Origin of the sequence: Thalassospira lucentensis MCCC 1A00383 = DSM 14000 (genome assembly GCF_000421265.1) — a bacterium.
In the GTDB taxonomy this organism is placed as follows: Bacteria; Pseudomonadota; Alphaproteobacteria; order Rhodospirillales; family Thalassospiraceae; genus Thalassospira; species Thalassospira lucentensis.
Window position 1 is genome coordinate 87,804 of record NZ_ATWN01000012.1, and the last position, 18,000, is coordinate 105,803.

The 18,000-nt window shown below is 54.6% G+C and carries 16 protein-coding genes and 1 riboswitch; of the genes, 8 read left to right on the forward strand and 8 right to left on the reverse strand.

The genetic code is table 11. The features are described from left to right. Nucleotides 1-22: 22 nt before the first annotated feature. A complete protein-coding gene (locus K355_RS0120790; protein ID WP_022734099.1) occupies nucleotides 23-823 on the reverse strand; it encodes a BUD32 family EKC/KEOPS complex subunit in 801 nt (266 codons plus the stop codon). A gap of 220 nt (nucleotides 824-1,043) precedes the next feature. On the opposite strand from K355_RS0120790, the gene K355_RS0120795 reads away from it, so the two are divergent. The 7 genes from K355_RS0120795 (at nucleotide 1,044) to K355_RS0120825 (ending at nucleotide 8,085) form a co-directional block, all read left to right on the forward strand. Further along, complete coding sequence (locus K355_RS0120795; RefSeq protein WP_051146055.1) at nucleotides 1,044-2,810, forward strand: ABC transporter ATP-binding protein; 1,767 nt, start codon at nucleotides 1,044-1,046, stop codon at nucleotides 2,808-2,810. A gap of 26 nt (nucleotides 2,811-2,836) precedes the next feature. Next, nucleotides 2,837-3,604, forward strand: coding sequence for a lysophospholipid acyltransferase family protein (locus K355_RS0120800; protein ID WP_022734101.1), 768 nt, complete (start codon nucleotides 2,837-2,839; stop codon nucleotides 3,602-3,604). Further along, complete coding sequence (locus K355_RS0120805) at nucleotides 3,601-4,893, forward strand: 3-deoxy-D-manno-octulosonic acid transferase (protein WP_022734102.1); 1,293 nt, start codon at nucleotides 3,601-3,603, stop codon at nucleotides 4,891-4,893. Before K355_RS0120800 ends, K355_RS0120805 begins: the two co-directional genes overlap by 4 nt. After that, complete coding sequence (lpxK, locus tag K355_RS0120810) at nucleotides 4,886-5,857, forward strand: tetraacyldisaccharide 4'-kinase (RefSeq protein ID WP_022734103.1); 972 nt, start codon at nucleotides 4,886-4,888, stop codon at nucleotides 5,855-5,857. The genes K355_RS0120805 and lpxK overlap by 8 nt, the downstream gene beginning before the upstream one ends. Next, complete coding sequence (locus K355_RS0120815; RefSeq protein WP_022734104.1) at nucleotides 5,850-6,749, forward strand: LpxL/LpxP family acyltransferase; 900 nt, start codon at nucleotides 5,850-5,852, stop codon at nucleotides 6,747-6,749. Before lpxK ends, K355_RS0120815 begins: the two co-directional genes overlap by 8 nt. Before the next feature lie 121 nt (nucleotides 6,750-6,870). Then, nucleotides 6,871-7,464: a hypothetical protein gene (locus tag K355_RS0120820; protein ID WP_022734105.1), complete on the forward strand. Its 594-nt coding sequence runs from the start codon at nucleotides 6,871-6,873 to the stop codon at nucleotides 7,462-7,464. 141 nt (nucleotides 7,465-7,605) lie between these two features. Beyond that, nucleotides 7,606-8,085 carry a MarR family winged helix-turn-helix transcriptional regulator gene (locus tag K355_RS0120825; RefSeq protein ID WP_022734106.1) on the forward strand — a complete coding sequence of 160 codons (480 nt, stop codon included), beginning with the start codon at nucleotides 7,606-7,608 and terminating at the stop codon, nucleotides 8,083-8,085. On the opposite strand, the gene K355_RS0120830 is transcribed toward K355_RS0120825, so the two are convergent. From K355_RS0120830 to xseA, 3 genes are read right to left on the reverse strand one after another with little or no spacing between them, the layout of a single operon-like run. Continuing rightward, a complete protein-coding gene (locus K355_RS0120830) occupies nucleotides 8,063-9,616 on the reverse strand; it encodes a gamma-glutamyltransferase family protein (RefSeq protein WP_022734107.1) in 1,554 nt (517 codons plus the stop codon). The genes K355_RS0120825 and K355_RS0120830 overlap by 23 nt on opposite strands. Before the next feature lie 15 nt (nucleotides 9,617-9,631). Further along, entirely contained in the window at nucleotides 9,632-10,498 is an 867-nt protein-coding gene (locus K355_RS0120835) for a M23 family metallopeptidase (protein ID WP_022734108.1), read from the reverse strand. Next, nucleotides 10,498-12,192 (reverse strand): exodeoxyribonuclease VII large subunit, encoded by a 1,695-nt coding sequence (xseA, locus tag K355_RS0120840; protein ID WP_022734109.1) that lies wholly within the window; start codon nucleotides 12,190-12,192, stop codon nucleotides 10,498-10,500. Before xseA ends, K355_RS0120835 begins: the two co-directional genes overlap by 1 nt. A 116-nt stretch (nucleotides 12,193-12,308) precedes the next feature. Here xseA and purD point away from each other — a divergent pair, with 116 nt between their 5' ends. After that, on the forward strand, nucleotides 12,309-13,592 hold the full coding sequence (gene purD, locus K355_RS0120845) for a phosphoribosylamine--glycine ligase (RefSeq protein ID WP_022734110.1): 1,284 nt from the start codon (nucleotides 12,309-12,311) through the stop codon (nucleotides 13,590-13,592). A 34-nt stretch (nucleotides 13,593-13,626) separates the two neighbouring features. Here the strand turns inward: purD and K355_RS24625 are convergent, their stop codons facing one another. The 4 genes from K355_RS24625 to K355_RS0120865 all read right to left on the reverse strand — a co-directional run bounded on the left by K355_RS24625 (nucleotide 13,627) and on the right by K355_RS0120865 (nucleotide 17,879). Continuing rightward, on the reverse strand, nucleotides 13,627-14,463 hold the full coding sequence (locus K355_RS24625; RefSeq protein ID WP_022734111.1) for an ABC transporter ATP-binding protein: 837 nt from the start codon (nucleotides 14,461-14,463) through the stop codon (nucleotides 13,627-13,629). Continuing rightward, nucleotides 14,460-15,494 (reverse strand): FecCD family ABC transporter permease, encoded by a 1,035-nt coding sequence (locus tag K355_RS0120855; protein ID WP_022734112.1) that lies wholly within the window; start codon nucleotides 15,492-15,494, stop codon nucleotides 14,460-14,462. Before K355_RS0120855 ends, K355_RS24625 begins: the two co-directional genes overlap by 4 nt. Further along, the gene (locus K355_RS0120860; RefSeq protein WP_022734113.1) at nucleotides 15,491-16,522 is read right to left on the reverse strand and encodes an ABC transporter substrate-binding protein; all 1,032 of its coding nucleotides are present in this window, start codon (nucleotides 16,520-16,522) and stop codon (nucleotides 15,491-15,493) included. The genes K355_RS0120855 and K355_RS0120860 overlap by 4 nt, the downstream gene beginning before the upstream one ends. 229 nt (nucleotides 16,523-16,751) lie before the next feature. After that, nucleotides 16,752-16,956: riboswitch (cobalamin riboswitch) on the reverse strand. Nucleotides 16,957-17,021: 65 nt separating this feature from the next. Then, on the reverse strand, nucleotides 17,022-17,879 hold the full coding sequence (locus tag K355_RS0120865) for an AraC family transcriptional regulator (protein WP_245562986.1): 858 nt from the start codon (nucleotides 17,877-17,879) through the stop codon (nucleotides 17,022-17,024). Nucleotides 17,880-18,000 lie beyond the last annotated feature (121 nt).

Sequence of the window (18,000 nt, forward strand, 5' to 3'; positions counted from 1 at the left end):
GCGCTGGTACGTCCTTGGTGGATTACTCGTGGTTCAGGCTATTGCGAAGAATACGATAAGCCAAAAGCCCATTGATCGCATCCGTGCCCAACCAGCGCCGAAACGGACGCAGCATAAGGTAAACTGGGCGCAGCACCTTAACGATTTTTCGAAGCGGGACCATCTGAGGTGCGTCAAATCCGGCCTGATCGACATAGGCCCGCCACCCTGCGCGCAACAATTCCGGACGTTTTTTAAATTCGCGCTGGATCGAAAAAACAAATAGCAGGATATCACGCGCCTGCGCATCAACGATCGGCATGCGTTCATTGGGATCTTCTTCAAAATCGATAAAACCGATTTGCTCATCATCCCGGATGGTCAGGTTACGCAGCAAGGGCGCACCATGCGCAACGCCCGCCTGATGAAGCAGTGCCAATCCTTTGCCCCCCGCATCAATCAATTTTTTGACGGCGTCATGATCCCCTGCACGAATGCAATCTTCGATCCGAGTTTGTAAAATGCCACCATTATCTCCGATCGCGATCCAGTTTTCGGTCACACAGACCAAATCGGGCACCAGAATGCCTCGCTCAGACAATTTGTGCAAAGTGTTTGCTTCGGTTTCAAGGCCTTCTTTACCGCCGGGCGAGACCGTCGGGCGCAACAAGGCAATGCCCGTAATGTTTGCCAGAAACCGTTGTAAATGATGCCAGCCCTTTTGTTTGGCCGGCACAGCTTGCTTGATCCAGATACGTCTATCCTTCCAGCGCAGCGCGAAAACGCGTGCCCCGACACCTTGCGCCATTGTATGTTCTACAAGTGCGTGCAGTTGCTCGTTCATTTTTTTATCTTATATGTCGTTGCGCGTGACCTGCTGATTGGCGGGTCAAATTTGTATCTTTCACATGCGCGCTGCAGCTTGCCGCCCATGCTCGAGCATGCTAGCAACAGCGCATATAGATAGACACACTTTGAAGCCCTATTCCATATAGAGTGTATCATATTGATACAACTTGGAAATGGCCGGAACGACCAGGAACAAATCATTGCCGAAGAATCCGATGGACCACACTGCTGAACACTGGCGCACTTGGCCTCTGGTCAAACGTATCGTGCAAGATGCGGTAAAGCCTTATTTCGGCAAGATTGTTCTCGCTCTGATTTGCATGGCACTTATGGCGGCTGCGACTGGTGGCTATGCTTATTTGATGGATCCGGTCATCAACGAGGTATTTGTCAAACAAAACGGCGCAATGCTGGTTCCGGTCGGCGTGGCTGTTCTGTTCGCATTTGCCCTGAAGGGCTTTGCCAACTACGGCCAGTCCGTGTTGATGAGCTATGTCGGCGGTCGCATTCTTGCTGATATCCAGAACAAGCTTTACGAACATGTCATCCGGCTCGACATTGGTTTCTTCCACAGTACGAATACCGGTAAGCTGATCACGCGTTTCACCAGTGATATTACGTCCATGCGCGCGGCTGTTTCTGTCGCCCTGACCGGGTTTGGTAAGGATCTCCTGACGGCTATCGTCTTGATCGGTGTTATGTTCTATCAGGATTGGCAACTGGCGATCATCGCGTTCACGGTCTTTCCTGCCGCCATTTTGCCGATTGCCCGGCTTGGCAAACGCATGCGTAAAGTGTCTGCTAACACCCAGCAGCAGATCGGTGAATTTGCCACCCTTCTCGAACAGACGTTTCAAGGTGTGCGGCACGTCAAAGCCTATGGCATGGAGCCATACGAATGTTCGCGTATGGAAAAACTGGTCGAGACTGTTTTTCAGTTGAGCTTCAAGGCGCAAAAAGTCAGTGCCAGGTCCTCCCCCATCATGGAAACACTCGGCGGTGCAGCGATCACGACAATCATCATTTACGGCGGCAGCCGGGTAATTGATGGCGCAAGTGATCCGGGTAGTTTCTTCTCGTTCATTACCGCCCTTTTGCTGGCCTACGAACCGGTAAAGCGTCTGGCAAATATCAACATGAATTTGCAGTCAGGCCTTGCCGCGTCCCAGCGCGTGTTTATGGTGATGGACCTTGAGCCCGAAATCAAAAACGCCCCGGATGCCAAGGACCTCACCGTGTCGGGTGGAAACATCAATTTCAAGAATGTTTCCTTCGCCTACAACCCGGAAATCACAGCCCTTCGTGATATTGATCTTGATATCAAGGCCGGTGAAACGGTTGCGCTTGTCGGACCTTCGGGGGCGGGTAAATCAACCATCCTGAACCTGATCCCGCGCTTTTACGATATTGATAACGGCGCCATCACTGTTGATGGTCAAGACATTCGCGACTTAACACTTGAAAGCCTGCGCCGTGCGACAGCACTGGTCAGTCAGGAAATCACCCTGTTTGATGACACGGTGCGCGCCAACATTGCCTATGGCCGTGCTGGTGCGACCGAAGCCGAGATCGAAGAAGCCGCGCGCAATGCTGCCGCTCATGACTTTATCGGCCAGCTAGAAGACGGTTATGACACCATCGTCGGCGAACATGGGGTTAAGCTTTCTGGTGGGCAGCGACAGCGTATCGCGATTGCCCGTGCCATGCTTAAAAACGCTCCGATCCTGTTGCTCGATGAGGCAACATCCGCACTTGATACCGAATCAGAACGCCATATTCAGGACGCGCTTGCGAAATTGATGAAAGGGCGCACCACCTTTGTGATTGCGCACCGGCTGTCGACCATTATTGATGCGGACAAAATTTGTGTGATCAATAATGGCCGTGTGACGGAACAAGGAAAACACGATGAATTGCTTGCACTTGGAGGGGCTTACGCACACCTCTATAATCTGCAATTCTCAGAAGAAAATGAAAACTGATCCGGGTAATTTCGGGATTTACGGGCGTGCACTTGCATAAACGCATTATCAGAAGCGAAACCACGCGCAGCACCTTGTGCTGGCTTGCGGCGTCGTATGTGCGCCTGATCCACGCGACAGGGCGTTGGCGCACCAAGGGCGGCGACCTTCCGGCGCATTACCTGACCGAGGGCAAACCGTTTATCGTCGCATTCTGGCATCAGCGCCTGTTGATGATGCCCTATACATGGCGCTCGGTCGGTGGTGACCGTCCGTTTAACATGTTGATTTCATCGCACCGCGACGGGGAAATCATTTCCCGCACCATTGCCTATTTCGGGCCAAAGACAATTGCCGGATCGACCGGCAAGGACAAAGGCGGTGCAGCCGCCTTACGTCAGATTCTAAAGGTGCTCAAAGCAGGTGAAGTTGTAGGCATGACCCCGGACGGCCCACGTGGCCCTCGCATGCGCGCCTCAGACGGCATCATTCAGGCTGCCCGCATGGCTAATGTTCCGATTTTTCCGCTGACCTATTCGGCCTCCAACCGCAAAGTTCTTGGCAGTTGGGACCGTTTTATTCTGCCCTTACCCTTTTCACGCGGCGTCTATCACTGGGGCGATCCAATCTATGTGGATCGTAAACTCGACGCGGCGGGTATCGAAGCCAAACGCCTTGAACTTGAAAATGCGCTGACCGAGCTCACTCAGGAAACCGACAGCGCACTCGGGCTCAAAATCATTCCGCCTGCGGGCCTTGACGCACTACCCAAGCAGAAACGGTCTTCGATTGCGGCGGGGGAAACCGGTAAATGAGCCTGTTTTACGCCTATCGCGCGGCGACACGCCTGCTAGGTCCGGCTCTGTATCTGTATCTCAACCGTCGAAAAAGTCTCGGCAAGGAAGATCCGGGCCGGATTGGCGAACGGTTTGGTCACCCAAGTGCTCCACGGCCCAAAGGCAAACTTGTCTGGATACATGGCGCGAGTGTTGGGGAATCTCTTTCTGCCCTGCCTGTGATTGATGAAATCCGTCGTCGTTATACCGATGTGTCCATTTTGGTCACCACCGGCACGGTCACTTCGGCCGCCCTGATGCATGAACGCCTGCCAAAGGGTGTCATTCATCAATTCATCCCGATTGATCGCCAAGTGTGCGTCGCGCGGTTCCTCCATCACTGGAAACCCGATCTGGCACTCTGGCTTGAAAGCGACCTTTGGCCCAATATCCTGACCAAGGCCAAGAAGGCCGGCACGCGCTTGGTGCTGGTCAACGGTCGTATCTCGGAAAAAAGCTTTAAGGGCTATTCGCGCTTTCCATCCTTTATTCGCCCGGTCATTGCCGCCTTCGACCTGATCCTGACACAGGGCGTCGAAGAAACGGAAAGGTTTGCCGCTCTTGGCGCAACCAATATCAGGGCTGTCGGCAACCTGAAATTCGCTGCCCCGCCGTTGCCCGCCAATGACGAGGAACTCGGTAAACTGCGCGATCAAATCCGCAATCGTTCTGTGTGGTTGGCATCAAGCACTTTTGACGGTGAAGAACGCATTGCCGGTCAGGTGCATCACAATCTTGCCCCGACACATCCCGATCTTCTGACCATCATCGTCCCGCGCCATCCTGTTCGTGCTGATGACATCGAAGCCAACCTGATTGCGCAAGGGTTACAGGTATCGCGCCGAAGCCTTGGCCACCAGCTCACCGAACAAACAGAAATCTATCTTGCCGACACCATGGGCGAGCTTGGCCTGTTTTACCGTATCGCGCCGGTATGTTTTATGGGTAAATCTTTGTGCTCGACCGGTGGGCAAAATCCGCTGGAACCGGCCCGATTGGGCTGTGCGATCCTTCATGGCCCAGATATGAGCAACTTTGCCATTATCAGCCAGGAGATGCTGGCTGCCGGCGCCTGCCGCCCTGCATCTGACGCAGATGACCTGACACGGCAACTTGGCGGGTTCCTGCGTGACCCGGCATCGGCCGAAAAAGTCGCCGCTGCTGGCTTGGCCTATGCCAGTTCCAAGGCAGAAGTCCTTGACCGCACCCTTGATGCCATCGATCCACTGATTGCAGACATTCCGACACACGGGGGCGGCAATGCGTGATCCCCGTTTCTGGCAAGAAGACGGAATTCTTGCAACGGCAATGACCCCCCTTTCCTTGCTTTGGCGCGCTGGCGGATGTGTTCGCACGATGAAAACAACGCCGCGCCATCCCGGATGCCCGGTGTTTTGTGTCGGCAACTTCACTGTTGGTGGTGCCGGAAAAACACCAACAGCACTTGCCCTTTTTGATCTATTGACCGCACTAGGCCGAACACCGCATTTCGTCAGCCGCGGATATGGTGGATCCATGCGTGGGCCACACCGGGTTGATCCAGAATCTGATCGCGCTGATCAGGTCGGCGATGAACCGCTTTTACTCGCGGCACGTGGACCGACTTGGGTGTCACGCGAACGGTTCCTTGGTGCGGAAATGGCCCGTGCTGCAGGGGCCAATGTCATTCTCCTTGATGATGGATTACAAAACCCGTCTCTGATCAAGGATTGTAGCTTTGCCGTCATCGACAGCCAATATGGCATTGGCAATGGCCGGGTGATCCCCGCTGGCCCGATGCGCGAACCGCTGGATTCAGGGCTTGAAAAAGTTCGGGCCATTATTCTGATTGGTGATGAAACCCCGGACTTCATCACCAACCTTCATGCATCGGTTCCGGTCGTGCGTGCGCGCATTGAAACGGAAAATGGTGCGGATTTCGCACATCAGCGCGTTCTTGCCTTTGCCGGGATTGGACGCCCTGCGAAATTCTATGAAAGCCTGCACCAATGCGGCGCAATGATTGCTGAAACCCAAGATTTTGCCGATCATCACCCGTTTAGCGCACAGGAACTTTCCGATCTGCGCACGCGTGCACAAACACTGGGCGCGCGTCTTGTCACCACACAAAAAGACCTGATGCGCTTGCCAAGTGAAAATCGCAGCGGCATAAGCAGCCTTAGCATCCGTCTGGTGTTTGACGCACCAGACCAGCTGAACCAGATTGTTAAAACGGTGCTTGCCGATGGATAAGAACAGCAAATTTTACAAGATGCGCCAAAAATACCTTTCTCATCCGCTTCAAGGATTGGGCGCGCATATCCTGTATTGGTTCTTTGCGGCGATGCCGATTGATATGGCATCAAATTTTGCCGGTTGCCTGATGCGGAACCTCGGCCCCAAAATGGGCCAAACAAAAAAGGCCCGTAACAATCTCACCCGAGCCTTCCCGGAAAAATCCAAAGACGAAATCGAAGAAATCGTTGCCGATATGTGGGAAAATCTTGGCCGGTCGGCGGGAGAAATCCCCCATCTTCACAAGCTCCAACCCGGCGGCCCCCGCATCGAAATTGTCGGCCTCGAGCACGGACTGGCATCACGCGATGACGGGAAACCGGGATTATTCTTTACCGGTCATATCGGCAACTGGGAAGTCAGCATGTGCATCGCAACCGTTCTTGGGATGGACATGATGAGCGTATATCGCGCGCCGGATAATCCATGGGTCGATAACCTGTTCGCCCGTGCCCGCAAAACATTCAGTGGCGAGTTGGTCAAAAAGGGCCCAGATGGTGCACGCAAACTGACCCGGTGTATGAAAGATGGCGGCCATGCCTGCATGCTGGTCGATCAAAAAATGACGGACGGCATCGCGGTTCCATTTTTTGGGCGTGATGCTATGACCGCCCCGGCACTGGCACAGTTTGCGCTTAAATATGATGCCCCGATTGTACCCGTTCGTGTTGAGCGGTTGAATGGTGCCTATTTCCGCATGACGTTTTATCCCGCCCTGACGATCCGGAAAACCGGGGATCGACGCACCGATGTCGCCAGCATCATGACGGAGGTCAATGCCATCATGGAAAGCTGGATACGCAAACGCCCTGCTCAGTGGTTATGGCCTCATAAACGCTGGCCGAAATGATCGGCTCACGCAAATATTGTGCAGGGATAAAACGATGTTTCTTTCATTAACGGAATAAGAACTCCCATCGGGCACACTCGTCATTTGAACATGTTCGACTGACCTCAGGAGCCCGTTTGCCTTGTCCCGCATATTGGTCATTATTTGTATGATACTGGCGGGATCAGTATTTCTTACCTGGCCCGGCATGGCGCTGGACAGTCAAACAGATAAAATCAAGGAAACGGCGCGCGAAATCCGTTTGCAGATTTCACAACTGGACCTGCAATTAAAGGAACATTTGCGAAAGGCGCTCGAAGAATTTGGTGGCCGTCCGGTCGAATGCGCCCCCGATGAAGCCCGCCAAAGCCTTTCTGATTGTATTGCTGAAGACGGCGACACACTGACCCACACAACGATCACCATCGCCAAGGTCAGCAAACAGGATGACGATCCGCTGGGAGATCTCACCGATACAGAAGAACGATTTGCCCTGTTCACCGAACAACTCAACAAAACCAATGATCTTTTGGCCAGTGCCGGTGCAACACTGTATCGCAGCGGCTTTGACATTACGCCTGAAATGGATCAGCTGCGCCGCAACGTGATTGTCTATGTTGAACGCAAACAAGCCAATGACCTGCGCACCAAACAGGCCCTTTTAATCGCAACGGTTGCCATCATTCTGATTGCGATATTCGGATTAGTCTTCGCTGTGATCCGCCGCTTCCGATAGGGTTTATGTCTGACATAAAATGTCATGAGACAAATCACCTTGAACAATTTGGGAAAGCCCGTTACCCGGTAACAATCATTTCGTACCGTTGCAGTTCGCCAGTACGGTGCTCTTGGTACTTGGCTCTCATAAGGAAACATCATGAGCGAAGCCTACTGGCAGGACATTCTCGTGGCCCTGCGCCAGATTATCCGGGCGACCGATTTGCATTCAAAACGGATGATGAAAAACTGCGGCCTGACCATTCCGCAAGTTATGGTATTGCGCGCAATTGACGAGCTGCAAAATGTCACGGTCAAACGCATCTCCAACCACGTTTCGCTTAGTCAGGCAACGGTGACCACGATCTTAAACCGCCTAGAACAGCGAAACCTTGCCGAACGCCGCCGCAGCACCACCGATAAACGTGTGGTCAATACGGTCCTGACTGATGCCGGACGCGAAATCCTCTCAACCGCGCCGACCATGCTGCATGAAGAGTTTATTTCCCAGTTCGAAGCCTTGCCCGATTGGGAAAAGACCCAGCTCCTCACATCCATGCAGCGCGTGGCCTTCATGATGGACGCGGAAAAGATTGATGCCGCCCCGATCCTTGACCTTAGGTCTGATCCGACCCGGTAACGATCCGATGCCCATTCCGCCGGGCGTCCCCCACGGCAGAAAACGTTGCGCCATCCGCACTTACCTTCGCGGCGTGCACCCCGCCAAAGAACATATCCTCAGACTCCCAACGTTGTTGGTTCTGAATACTTAAGCCATCAAGAAGTGCCTCATCAAAGCCCGGTTCAACCGATAGAAGACCGTCCTCGACATGTAGTCTTGGAGCCGCAACCGCGCCATGCAATGTCATGTCAAAGGCATCCATGTTCAACATTACCTGAAGCATGGTTGACCGAATGCGGTTTGATCCTCCTGATCCCAAGGCAACCGATGATCCATCCGCCCCCAGATAAAGGGCCGGGGTCATCATAGATGTCATCCGAACCCCACAAGGCCATTGATGGAAACCATCGGATGACAAATCTGCCTCACCCAGCATGTTGTTCATCATGATGCCTGTTTTAGGCACCACCCGCCCGGATGACGACCCATTTGATAGGGTTGCCGCCGCAAGGTTACCATCCTGATCGACAACCGAAATATGGGTCGTTCCGCGCTGAGTAAGCGGGCGATCACCAATCATCATACGATAACTTTCGCACAACTCATCTGACAGGATAACCGGCGACGCACCGTACTCACCACGCGCAAGCCCGGTGGCATGCAAAACACCTGACACGGCTTCAAGATGGCGAGCAGACCCAAACGACCCCAAGGCCATATCACGCGCCAGTTTAAGACCAAATCCAACCAGAACCCCGCCCGATGCAGGCGGGGGGTTCAGCACAAAGCGGCCTTTACGCCCGGCAACCAAAAGCGGATCACGGATCAACACCCGGTAAGCCGCCAAATCCTCCCGCGTCAAATAGCCGCCTGATGCACGACTTTCGCACACCAGCGCATCGCCAAGGTCACCGTGATAAAACCCGTCAACACCGGTTCGGACCAGATATTCAATGCTGTGCGCTAAATCGGCTTGTTGATGAAGAACGCCTTCATCAAGCAATTCGAAGCCATCCTCACCCTGATGACCGGGTTTGCCAAAGATTTTCCGGCTGTCGGGTGAAAACCCAAGTAACGGTTCAACAATGCCCATCACATAGCGCTGAAACGCATCCAGTTCGATTCCGTCACGCGCAGCCGTGATCGCAGGTTCGGCCAATTGCGCCATGGGTAACCCCGCAAGGTCGTCATGAACTTTAAACAGCCCGGCGACAACGCCCGGCGTTGCCACCGATCCGTAGCCACCATGAAATTCCTGTGTGACCCCACCAGCGAATGTCGCAAGGCGGCTTTCAAATTCCAGATCCTCACGCGCACGTTTTTCAAGCGGGGTTTCAACAAAGAAATCATAAAGGCGCGGTGGTTTACCAGCCGGTCGGGCCATCACAAACCCGCCGCCGCCAAGAGACGCCAAAACTGGTTCGGCCACACAAGCCGCCCACATTGCGGCGATCACCGCATCAAACGCGTTGCCACCTTCCTCAAGCACACGGGCAGCGGCACCTGCGGTAACATCATGTCCTGCGGCAACGGCCCCGTGCTTTTTCATGGCATGCGTTTCCCGTTAGTTTTTGGCGTTTTCCGCCTTTTGTGCGTCTTCCATCGGCGGGACCAGCAGTTGCGCATCCACGCGCGCCGCCCCGACATTGATCCGCCAATCCAAATGCGGTCCGGTCGCCCGGCCCGATGCACCGACTTTGCCGATCAGATCACCCTGTTTGACCACATCGCCGACTTTGACGTCGATTTCAGACAGGTGCAAAAACGCCGACACCATGCCAAGACCATGATCGATAAACAGCGTCGCCCCGGAAAAATACATATCCGGGTGGGCCAGCGTCACGATCCCGTCGGCTGGTGCAACAACCGCCGTTCCGGTCGGAACCGCAATATCCACCCCCCAATGTGGGGATCGCGGTTCACCGTTTAAAATCCGTTGTGATCCATAGACACCGCTGATCGGCCCCAACGCAGGCCAGATAAAACCGCTTTCGAGGAATTTTTCGGTGAACCGTTCGGTGCGCGCTTCGCGGGCCTGACGGGAATCATCCTTGATCCGGTCCATCACGGCGGGATCAGGTGTGACCATTTTCTTGGGCAGGCCGTCGATACGCTGAATATCGAATTCGCGGTCGCCGATGTCATAGGCAAAGTCTTCGACACTGCCATCCGCGTGTTTGATCGTCAGTTTGGCCGGTCCCTCATAATCGCGTGGAAAACCCAGAACAAACCGGCCATCACCTGCGATGGTATCAATGGCTGTGCCATCTAGCAGAACCTGATCCCCGGCGTCAGTTTGACCAAACACAATCCCGCCCTGAACAAATTGCCCCTGATAAGTTGGTTCTGCCGCCTTGGCACTGATGGTGGCAAAACTTGCGGCAAACATGCCGGTTGCTGCGGCGATAAGCGTGGTGATTGCCAAGCGCATTACAGAAGGCTCCCTTGCCTGTCATCGTCTTTTGGTTGCGGATCTTTCTTTTTGACGGCTTTTGGTTTGCTGACCGTTTCCGGCTTTGATGAGGCAACAGCATCAACCGGCATATCGTCGCCATCACGCGCCCCACCTGACGTCGGGGCTGTTGGCGTTGACGCAGGCTCAGTTGTCGCATCGCCAGCCGTGACACGGGTCACGCCATCACCCATCTCAAGATCATATCCCTGCCCGGTGACAATATCGGCGGATTTTTCCACCAGATTCCCCGCCCCGTCGCGCACCACGGCAAAGCCACGTTTCAGGACATTGCGATAAGAATAGCTTTCCAGCAGCCGGTCATAGCGCGCCAGTCCTTCGGCTTCACGGGTCAGGGTATTTTTCACCGCTGCCCCCATGCGCGCACCAAGATCCATGATCTGTTTGCCGGCCCGATCAACATCACGTTTGGCGTCACTTGGGCGCAACCCGGCACTGGCCCGATCTAGACGCGCTTGTTGCATCTGCAAGGCCGACTTCATCGCCCCGTCCAGCCGCACGGCGGCATTTTCAAGCCGACCACGTTTTTCCGAAAGCTGTTCGCGCGGACTGACTAGCCGTGCACTGGTTTCATTGAGGCGCGCCCGTGCTTGGCTCACGACATTGACCGCCGAACGAGGCAAACGATCCGCCCAGTTGTCCAACATCTGATTGCGTTCTTCGAGCATCCTTTTGGGATCGCCCAAACCCCGCGCCAGACTTTCAAGCGCTGTTTTCTTTTCCACACCCAATCTGCGAACAGCTTGCGACAACCGCAATCCGTTTTCTTCGATCTGACCAATCAGGTCTCCCCGTACAGGCACCGCCTTTTCCGCAGCCCCGGTCGGGGTTGGTGCCCGCAGGTCGGACACAAAATCAATCAGGGTGGTATCGGTTTCATGGCCAACCGCTGAAATCACCGGAATGTCAGACTCGGCGACCGCGCGGGCAACCACTTCCTCGTTGAACGCCCATAAATCCTCAAGAGACCCACCGCCACGCGCGACAATCAAAACATCGGGCCGCGGAATATGGCCATAGGGCAAAAGGTCGTTAAATCCACGCACAGCCTCGGCCACTTGTTCGGCGGCACCATTTCCCTGCACCAGCACCGGCCACAGCAAAACCCGACGTGGAAAACGATCACGCAGGCGATGCATGATGTCGCGGATCACCGCCCCGGTCGGCGATGTGACAATGCCAATGACATCGGGCAAAAACGGGATTGGCTTTTTACGATCCGCGTCAAACAGCCCTTCGCCCGCCAGCTTCTTTTTACGTTCTTCGAGAAGCTTTAAAAGCGCGCCTTCCCCGGCGACTTCCATTGTCTCGATGACGATCTGGTATTTTGACCGTCCGGGGAATGTGGTCAGCCGCCCGGTAACAATGACCTCCATGCCGTCTTCGGGCACAAGGCCAAGTTTACCCGCCTGCCCGCGCCAGCAGACCCCGTCCAGAACCGCCTTATCGTCCTTAAGGGCCAAATACATATGGCCGCTGCTGGCACGCTTGAACCCGGAAATTTCACCGCGCACGCGCACAAACGAAAAGGCATCTTCAACGGTGTTCTTTAACGCGTTGGACAGGTCGGACACCGAAAATTCGGGCGTATTTCCCGATTTGGCGGGGGTTTCAGGAACCGGGGCAAAAGGGTCGAACAAATCTTGCGTCATCAAGGGCACTTTATGCTAAAAGCCCGCATAATTTGTTAAGCGGGATGAGTGTGGTCACAAGCCTAGTTCATCCCGCACGGACCATCAAGCAATCGGACAAGTCGAAGGATAAAGTCATGAAGGTTCTGGTCGTTGGCGGCGGTGGACGCGAACACGCACTGTGCTGGGCAATTGCGCGCAGCCCGCGCATTTCCAAACTCTGGTGCGCACCGGGCAATGCCGGAATAGCGGATTCGGCCGAATGCGTGACGATTTCCGATGGCGATGTCGACGGTCTGGTAACGTTTGCCAAGGACAATACGGTTGATCTGGTCGTGGTTGGTCCCGAGGCCCCGCTGGTTGCTGGCCTTGTCGATGCACTTGATGCCGCCGGGATCAAATCGTTTGGCTGCTCCAAAGCCGCCGCCCAGCTTGAGGGCTCCAAGGGCTTCATGAAAGACATGGTGGCAAAATTCGGGGTGCCAACCGCTGCCTATGGCCGGTTCACAACCCCGGATGATGCCAAGGTGTTTGTCAAAACACACGGCGCGCCGATTGTCGTTAAAACCGATGGCCTGGCCGCCGGTAAAGGCGTGATCATTTGTATGACAATTGACGAAGCCATTGATGCCATTGACGAATGCATGGTCGGCGGCAAGTTTGGCGATGCCGGTACAGAAATCGTCATTGAAGAATTTCTTGTCGGCGAGGAAGCATCCTTCTTTGCAGTGTGTGACGGCGAAAACGTCATTCCGCTGGTTGCCGCACAGGACCACAAGGCCGTTGGCGAAGGAGACACTGGCCCGAACACGGGTGGTATGGGGGCCTATTCCCCGACCCCGGTTTTCACCAAGGACGTCGAAACCAAAGTCATGGAACAGATCATTGTTCCCACGGTTAAGGGCATGGCCGACGAAGGCTACCCGTTCAAGGGTGTCTTGTTTGCCGGTCTGATGATTGATGACGCGGGCAATCCGAAACTGATCGAATACAACATCCGGTTCGGCGACCCGGAATGTCAGGTCCTGATGACCCGGCTTAAATCAGACGTGCTTGATATCCTTGATGGGGCGGCCAGTGGCACGCTTAATACCGTCAAACCGCAATGGTATGAGGAAACCGCCATGGTGGTTGTCATGGCGGCAAAAGGCTATCCGGGATCATACGAAAAAGGTACCGAGATCAAAAACGTTGCCGCGGCGGACGCCATGGACAAGGTCAAGGTTCTGCATGCTGGAACCAAAATGGCTGGTGATAAGCTGACCGCGACGGGTGGTCGTGTTTTGGGGGTTACCGCACGCGGTGCGACTGTCACCGAAACGCAAAAACGCGCCTATGAGGCGGTTGATGCAATTGACTGGCAGGATGGTTTTTGCCGCCGGGATATCGGTTGGCGTGCAGTGGCCCGCGAACAGAAATAAGCCTCCACACCAGCGCATTTTCAAAAGACCGGATTTACGCAATCCGGTCTTTTTTTGTGTCTGCTTTCATTTCCGCGAAATCTGACACGACGTCTGTATTTGTACCCCCGGCATGATATCGGATCATGCAGCGCCCCGGATGGATATTATCGGGTTCCACCGTTGCCGACACCCCAAAAACATCGCGCAAATTTTCTGGTATGAGGATATCTTGCGGGGTCCCAATCGCGCGTAACTTGCCACCATCCATCATCGCGATCCGGTCACAAAACATCGCCGCATGGTTCAGATCATGCAGGGCGGCAACCACCGTTACCGGCAATCTTCGGACCAGTTCGAGAATGCCCAGCTGATGGCGGATATCAAGATGGTTGGTCGGTTCATCAAGCAACAGAAATTCCGGTTCCTGTGCCAGTGCACGGGCGATATGGACCCGCTGCTTTTCGCCGCCCGAAAGCGTATGCCACATACGGTCTTTCATTGATCGCATATCGACCGCGTCAAGGGCATCGTCCACCACCGCGTCATCATTTTGCGACCACGGGGTCAGCAGACTAAGGTACGGCGTCCTGCCAAGCGACACCGCCTCGGTCACGGTGATCCGGTCAATGGTGTCGGCCTGTTGTTCGACAAATCCGATGCGGCGCGCAAGATTACGCCGTCCGATGCGTTTGACATCCTGACCATCAAGTAGGGCACTGCCCCCCGATGGTGGACGAATGCCTGAAAGCACTGACATCAAACTTGTTTTACCCGACCCGTTCGGCCCGATCAGACCAAGGAACTCGCCGGGTTTTACCGCGATTGTCACATCGGAAATGATTTTTTTAAAACCGACCCGCCAATCAACATTTCGCAATTCAAGACTCATCGAAGGACCCTTCCGTGACAGAGGATCAGGGCAAAGGCAGGAGCACCGATCAAGGCCGTAATCACCCCGATGGGCAGGACCTGACCCGGCACAATCATGCGTGAGAAAACATCGGCACAGACAAGAAACAGCGCACCAATAAGGGCCGATACCGGCAAAAGAGCACTATGGCGTGTGCCAACGAAAAACCGAGCGGCATGCGGGATTACCAAGCCAACAAACCCAATAGACCCAACAATACTGACCATCACAGCCGTCATCAGGGCGGCACAGCCAATCAGCACGACATAGGCGCGCCGAACAGGCACACCAAGGGACGCGGCTGAATCCCGGCCAAAGGTGAAGGCATCCAAGGCACGCGAATAGCCAAAACAGATGACAAGACCAACAATGGCCACCGGCAAGGCCAACCAGACATCCGGCCAGCGCACACCACTTAGATTGCCCAGCAACCAGAACATGATCCCACGGGCTTCTTCCGCACTGGCGGATTTGGTCACGATAAAAGAGGTCATCGCATTGAAAAGCTGCGATCCGGCAACGCCTGCAAGGATAATCGCCCCGGTTCCTCGGCCAGCCTGAAGCGACAGCAGGGCAACAAATGCGAATGCCACCAGCGACCCGATAAAGGCCCCGACCGACAAGCCAAGCACCCCGGCCCCCAATCCAAGGATTGCGACACTGACCGCCCCGGTCGATGCCCCGGCCGAAATCCCCAACAAATAGGGATCGGCCAACGCATTGCGCAGCAAGCCCTGCAATACAGCACCGGCGACCGCCAATGACGCCCCGCAACTGGCCGCAACCACCGCACGGCTTAACCGGTAATTCCAGACAATGCCCGCATCAATGACATCAACCTCATGCCCGGCATTCCAGACATGATTGGCGATGGTATTGATGACGGTTTGCATTGGAATGGCCGTCTCACCGACCGATGCAGCAAACGCCAGTGTCACGCACAGAAGCATCAGCGCGACAAGTGTCGCACTGATGCGGTTGGTGAAGGCAAGTGAAAGCAGACCGATCAATTGCTGGTGTCCATATGGAAGCCGTCAACGGCGTCGGCCAGTTTTTCGATGCCGTTGATCGTGCGGATCGTCGGGTTCATCGACAACGCATCAAGGACGATCACATGATCATTTTTAACCGCGTTCATTTGACTTGTAACCGGATCCGATTGCAGGAATTTCATCTTGAGTTCCCAGTCATCGGCCGGGAAGCGACGACGATCCATCTTGCCAATCGCAATGATGTCGGGGTTGGATCGTGCAATTGTTTCCCAACCAACTTTTGGCCATTCATCGTCACTTTCAATGACGTTTTTCACGCCCAGTACATTGGCGATATAGGCTGGTGCGCCTTTTTGCCCGGCAACAAACGGATCAACATCAAGTTCCGCACTTGAGAACCAGAACAGGGCACTGATCCCACGACCATCAACGTCACTGACGCGATCACGCGCCGCCTGTTCACGCGCACGAAGGTCCGCCGTCAGTTCGGCACCGCGTTCTTCAACATCAAAAATCTTCGCCATTTCGGTAATCGTGCGATAGATCAAATCCATCGAAAATGCGTCAAGGCGCGTGCCATCGCCGCCGGTAGTGTTGTCTTTGCCCACGCAATCGGCGGGTGCGGTATAGACCGGAATGGAAAGCTCGGAAAACTGTTTAATGGTTCCCACCGCGCCATTTGGGCCGACATGCCACTGATACTGGTTGGTCACCAGATCGGGTTTCTGCCCAACGACACTTTCGAAACTGGGATCATTATCGGCAAGACGCGGTATTTTGGCGTTGGCGTCGCGGTATTCCTCGGCAACCGGATTAAACCATACGGCCGTCCCGACAACCCGGTCGGCCAGCCCCAGCATATAAAGAATTTCGGTATTGCTTTGCCCAAGCGCAACAACACGTGTTGGCGCCTGATCGAAGGTCACTGTGCGACCGCAATTTTCCAAGGTCAGCGGATAATCCGTTGCCGATGCGTTTTGTGAAACAGATGCCAGTCCCGCAGCAAACACCCCGGCTGCAAGAACATGTTTGTTCAATGTAATCACTTTGTACCCTTTCCAAGGATATGACGGCCAAGGAGATTCCTCCTGAAACCGGACACTCCAAATCAAAAAATGTTATGTTATAACATAACACATACTTTTCTGTCGTCAATGGACTGGCAAAAGTGTCGGGAAATGGCGGACGGTATCAGGGCCAAAGAAGGGACAGGATCATGGTATCCTGCCAGCGACCGTAACACATGGCCGACATTCTCCGGGGCACCCCGCCCGGTCCAGTGTCGTCATGTTGGCAGGTCTCCTGGCTCGCGGGTCGTCACACTTTTCTGCCTTCCCAGGGTAAACCCCAGTGGCATTTCATCAGAAAAGTACTCACCGCCTACAGTTGCGGGGGCAGCTTCGGTTGGCAACCTTGCCAATTGGCGCGGCTGCGTCGAATTCCCTTTATCCTTTCGGATACCAACCCAAATAGGATGTCACACAGCCCCCCGTACCCGTCAAGCGAATTACGGACAACACACGTCGCAGACGCATTTTAGCGTGCCTAATGAACGGAAGGTTCCGCCCCATCAAGCCCTGATGACTGGCTTAGAATTGACGCCACGTCACGCATCGGTGGCGCCCCAAACATGCGGGCATATTCGCGGCTGAACTGGGATGTACTTTCATATCCCACCTCATAGGCCGCACTGGCCGCATCCTTCATTTCGGCCAACATGATTTGCCGGGCAGTCGTTAAGCGCAGGCGTTTTTGATATTGCACCGGGCTCATGGCGGTAACCTGCTTGAAATGATGATGGAAGGAAGACGGGCTCATATTGGCATGACTGGCCAGTTCATCGACCCGTAGCGGCTTGTGGAAATTGTCCTTCATCAAACGCAGCACGGCTGAAATCCGCTGCATATTGCTGCCGCCCATCGCCAGACGGGCAATCAAGGCACCCTGCCCGGTTCTTAACAGGCGATAATGCACTTCGCGCATCAAAAGCGGCAACATCACCGGTATTTCTTCTCGGTGTTCGAGAAGCTCGACCACACGCAAGACCGCATCGACAAGTCCCTCGGATGTATCTTCGACGAACAAGCCCCGAAAACTGTCGCCATCGGCCCCAATGTTCAAATCCATACAGGCAACCAGGTCACCAAGAATTTTCCCATCGAGATCAAGAGACAAACTGCGATAGGGGCGATCAGGTGTCGCATCGGTCACATGCCCGACCAATGGCAAGTCCACCGACGCCGCAAGCAACTGCCCCGGCGCATAGCGATAGACCTCCTGACCCAGTGTAACTTCCTTGGCACCCGAAATAATCAGACACAGGCAGGGCTTGTAAATCGTTGGTACCTTAAGGGTCGGGCCGGTCGAACGATACATCCATACCGGTTCAACCGCGGTGCGCACGGCCCCATCCGGTTCACAGTATTTGTCAATTAAATGACATAGCCGTTGAAAGTTATCCATCACCCAAACCCTTTGTTTTCCATCGCTCCAGTATACACCGCGAAACAGCATCGCAAAGTAC

What these genes read in the sequence shown, in the direction of transcription:
- K355_RS0120790 (WP_022734099.1), bottom strand. Translation starts at nt 823, where the DNA reads ATGAACGAGCAACTGCACGCACTTGTAGAACATACAATGGCGCAAGGT.
- K355_RS0120795 (WP_051146055.1), top strand. Translation starts at nt 1,044, where the DNA reads ATGGACCACACTGCTGAACACTGGCGCACTTGGCCTCTGGTCAAACGT.
- K355_RS0120805 (WP_022734102.1), top strand. Translation starts at nt 3,601, where the DNA reads ATGAGCCTGTTTTACGCCTATCGCGCGGCGACACGCCTGCTAGGTCCG.
- lpxK (WP_022734103.1), top strand. Translation starts at nt 4,886, where the DNA reads ATGCGTGATCCCCGTTTCTGGCAAGAAGACGGAATTCTTGCAACGGCA.
- K355_RS0120815 (WP_022734104.1), top strand. Translation starts at nt 5,850, where the DNA reads ATGGATAAGAACAGCAAATTTTACAAGATGCGCCAAAAATACCTTTCT.
- K355_RS0120825 (WP_022734106.1), top strand. Translation starts at nt 7,606, where the DNA reads ATGAGCGAAGCCTACTGGCAGGACATTCTCGTGGCCCTGCGCCAGATT.
- K355_RS0120830 (WP_022734107.1), bottom strand. Translation starts at nt 9,616, where the DNA reads ATGAAAAAGCACGGGGCCGTTGCCGCAGGACATGATGTTACCGCAGGT.
- K355_RS0120835 (WP_022734108.1), bottom strand. Translation starts at nt 10,498, where the DNA reads ATGCGCTTGGCAATCACCACGCTTATCGCCGCAGCAACCGGCATGTTT.
- xseA (WP_022734109.1), bottom strand. Translation starts at nt 12,192, where the DNA reads ATGACGCAAGATTTGTTCGACCCTTTTGCCCCGGTTCCTGAAACCCCC.
- purD (WP_022734110.1), top strand. Translation starts at nt 12,309, where the DNA reads ATGAAGGTTCTGGTCGTTGGCGGCGGTGGACGCGAACACGCACTGTGC.
- K355_RS24625 (WP_022734111.1), bottom strand. Translation starts at nt 14,463, where the DNA reads ATGAGTCTTGAATTGCGAAATGTTGATTGGCGGGTCGGTTTTAAAAAA.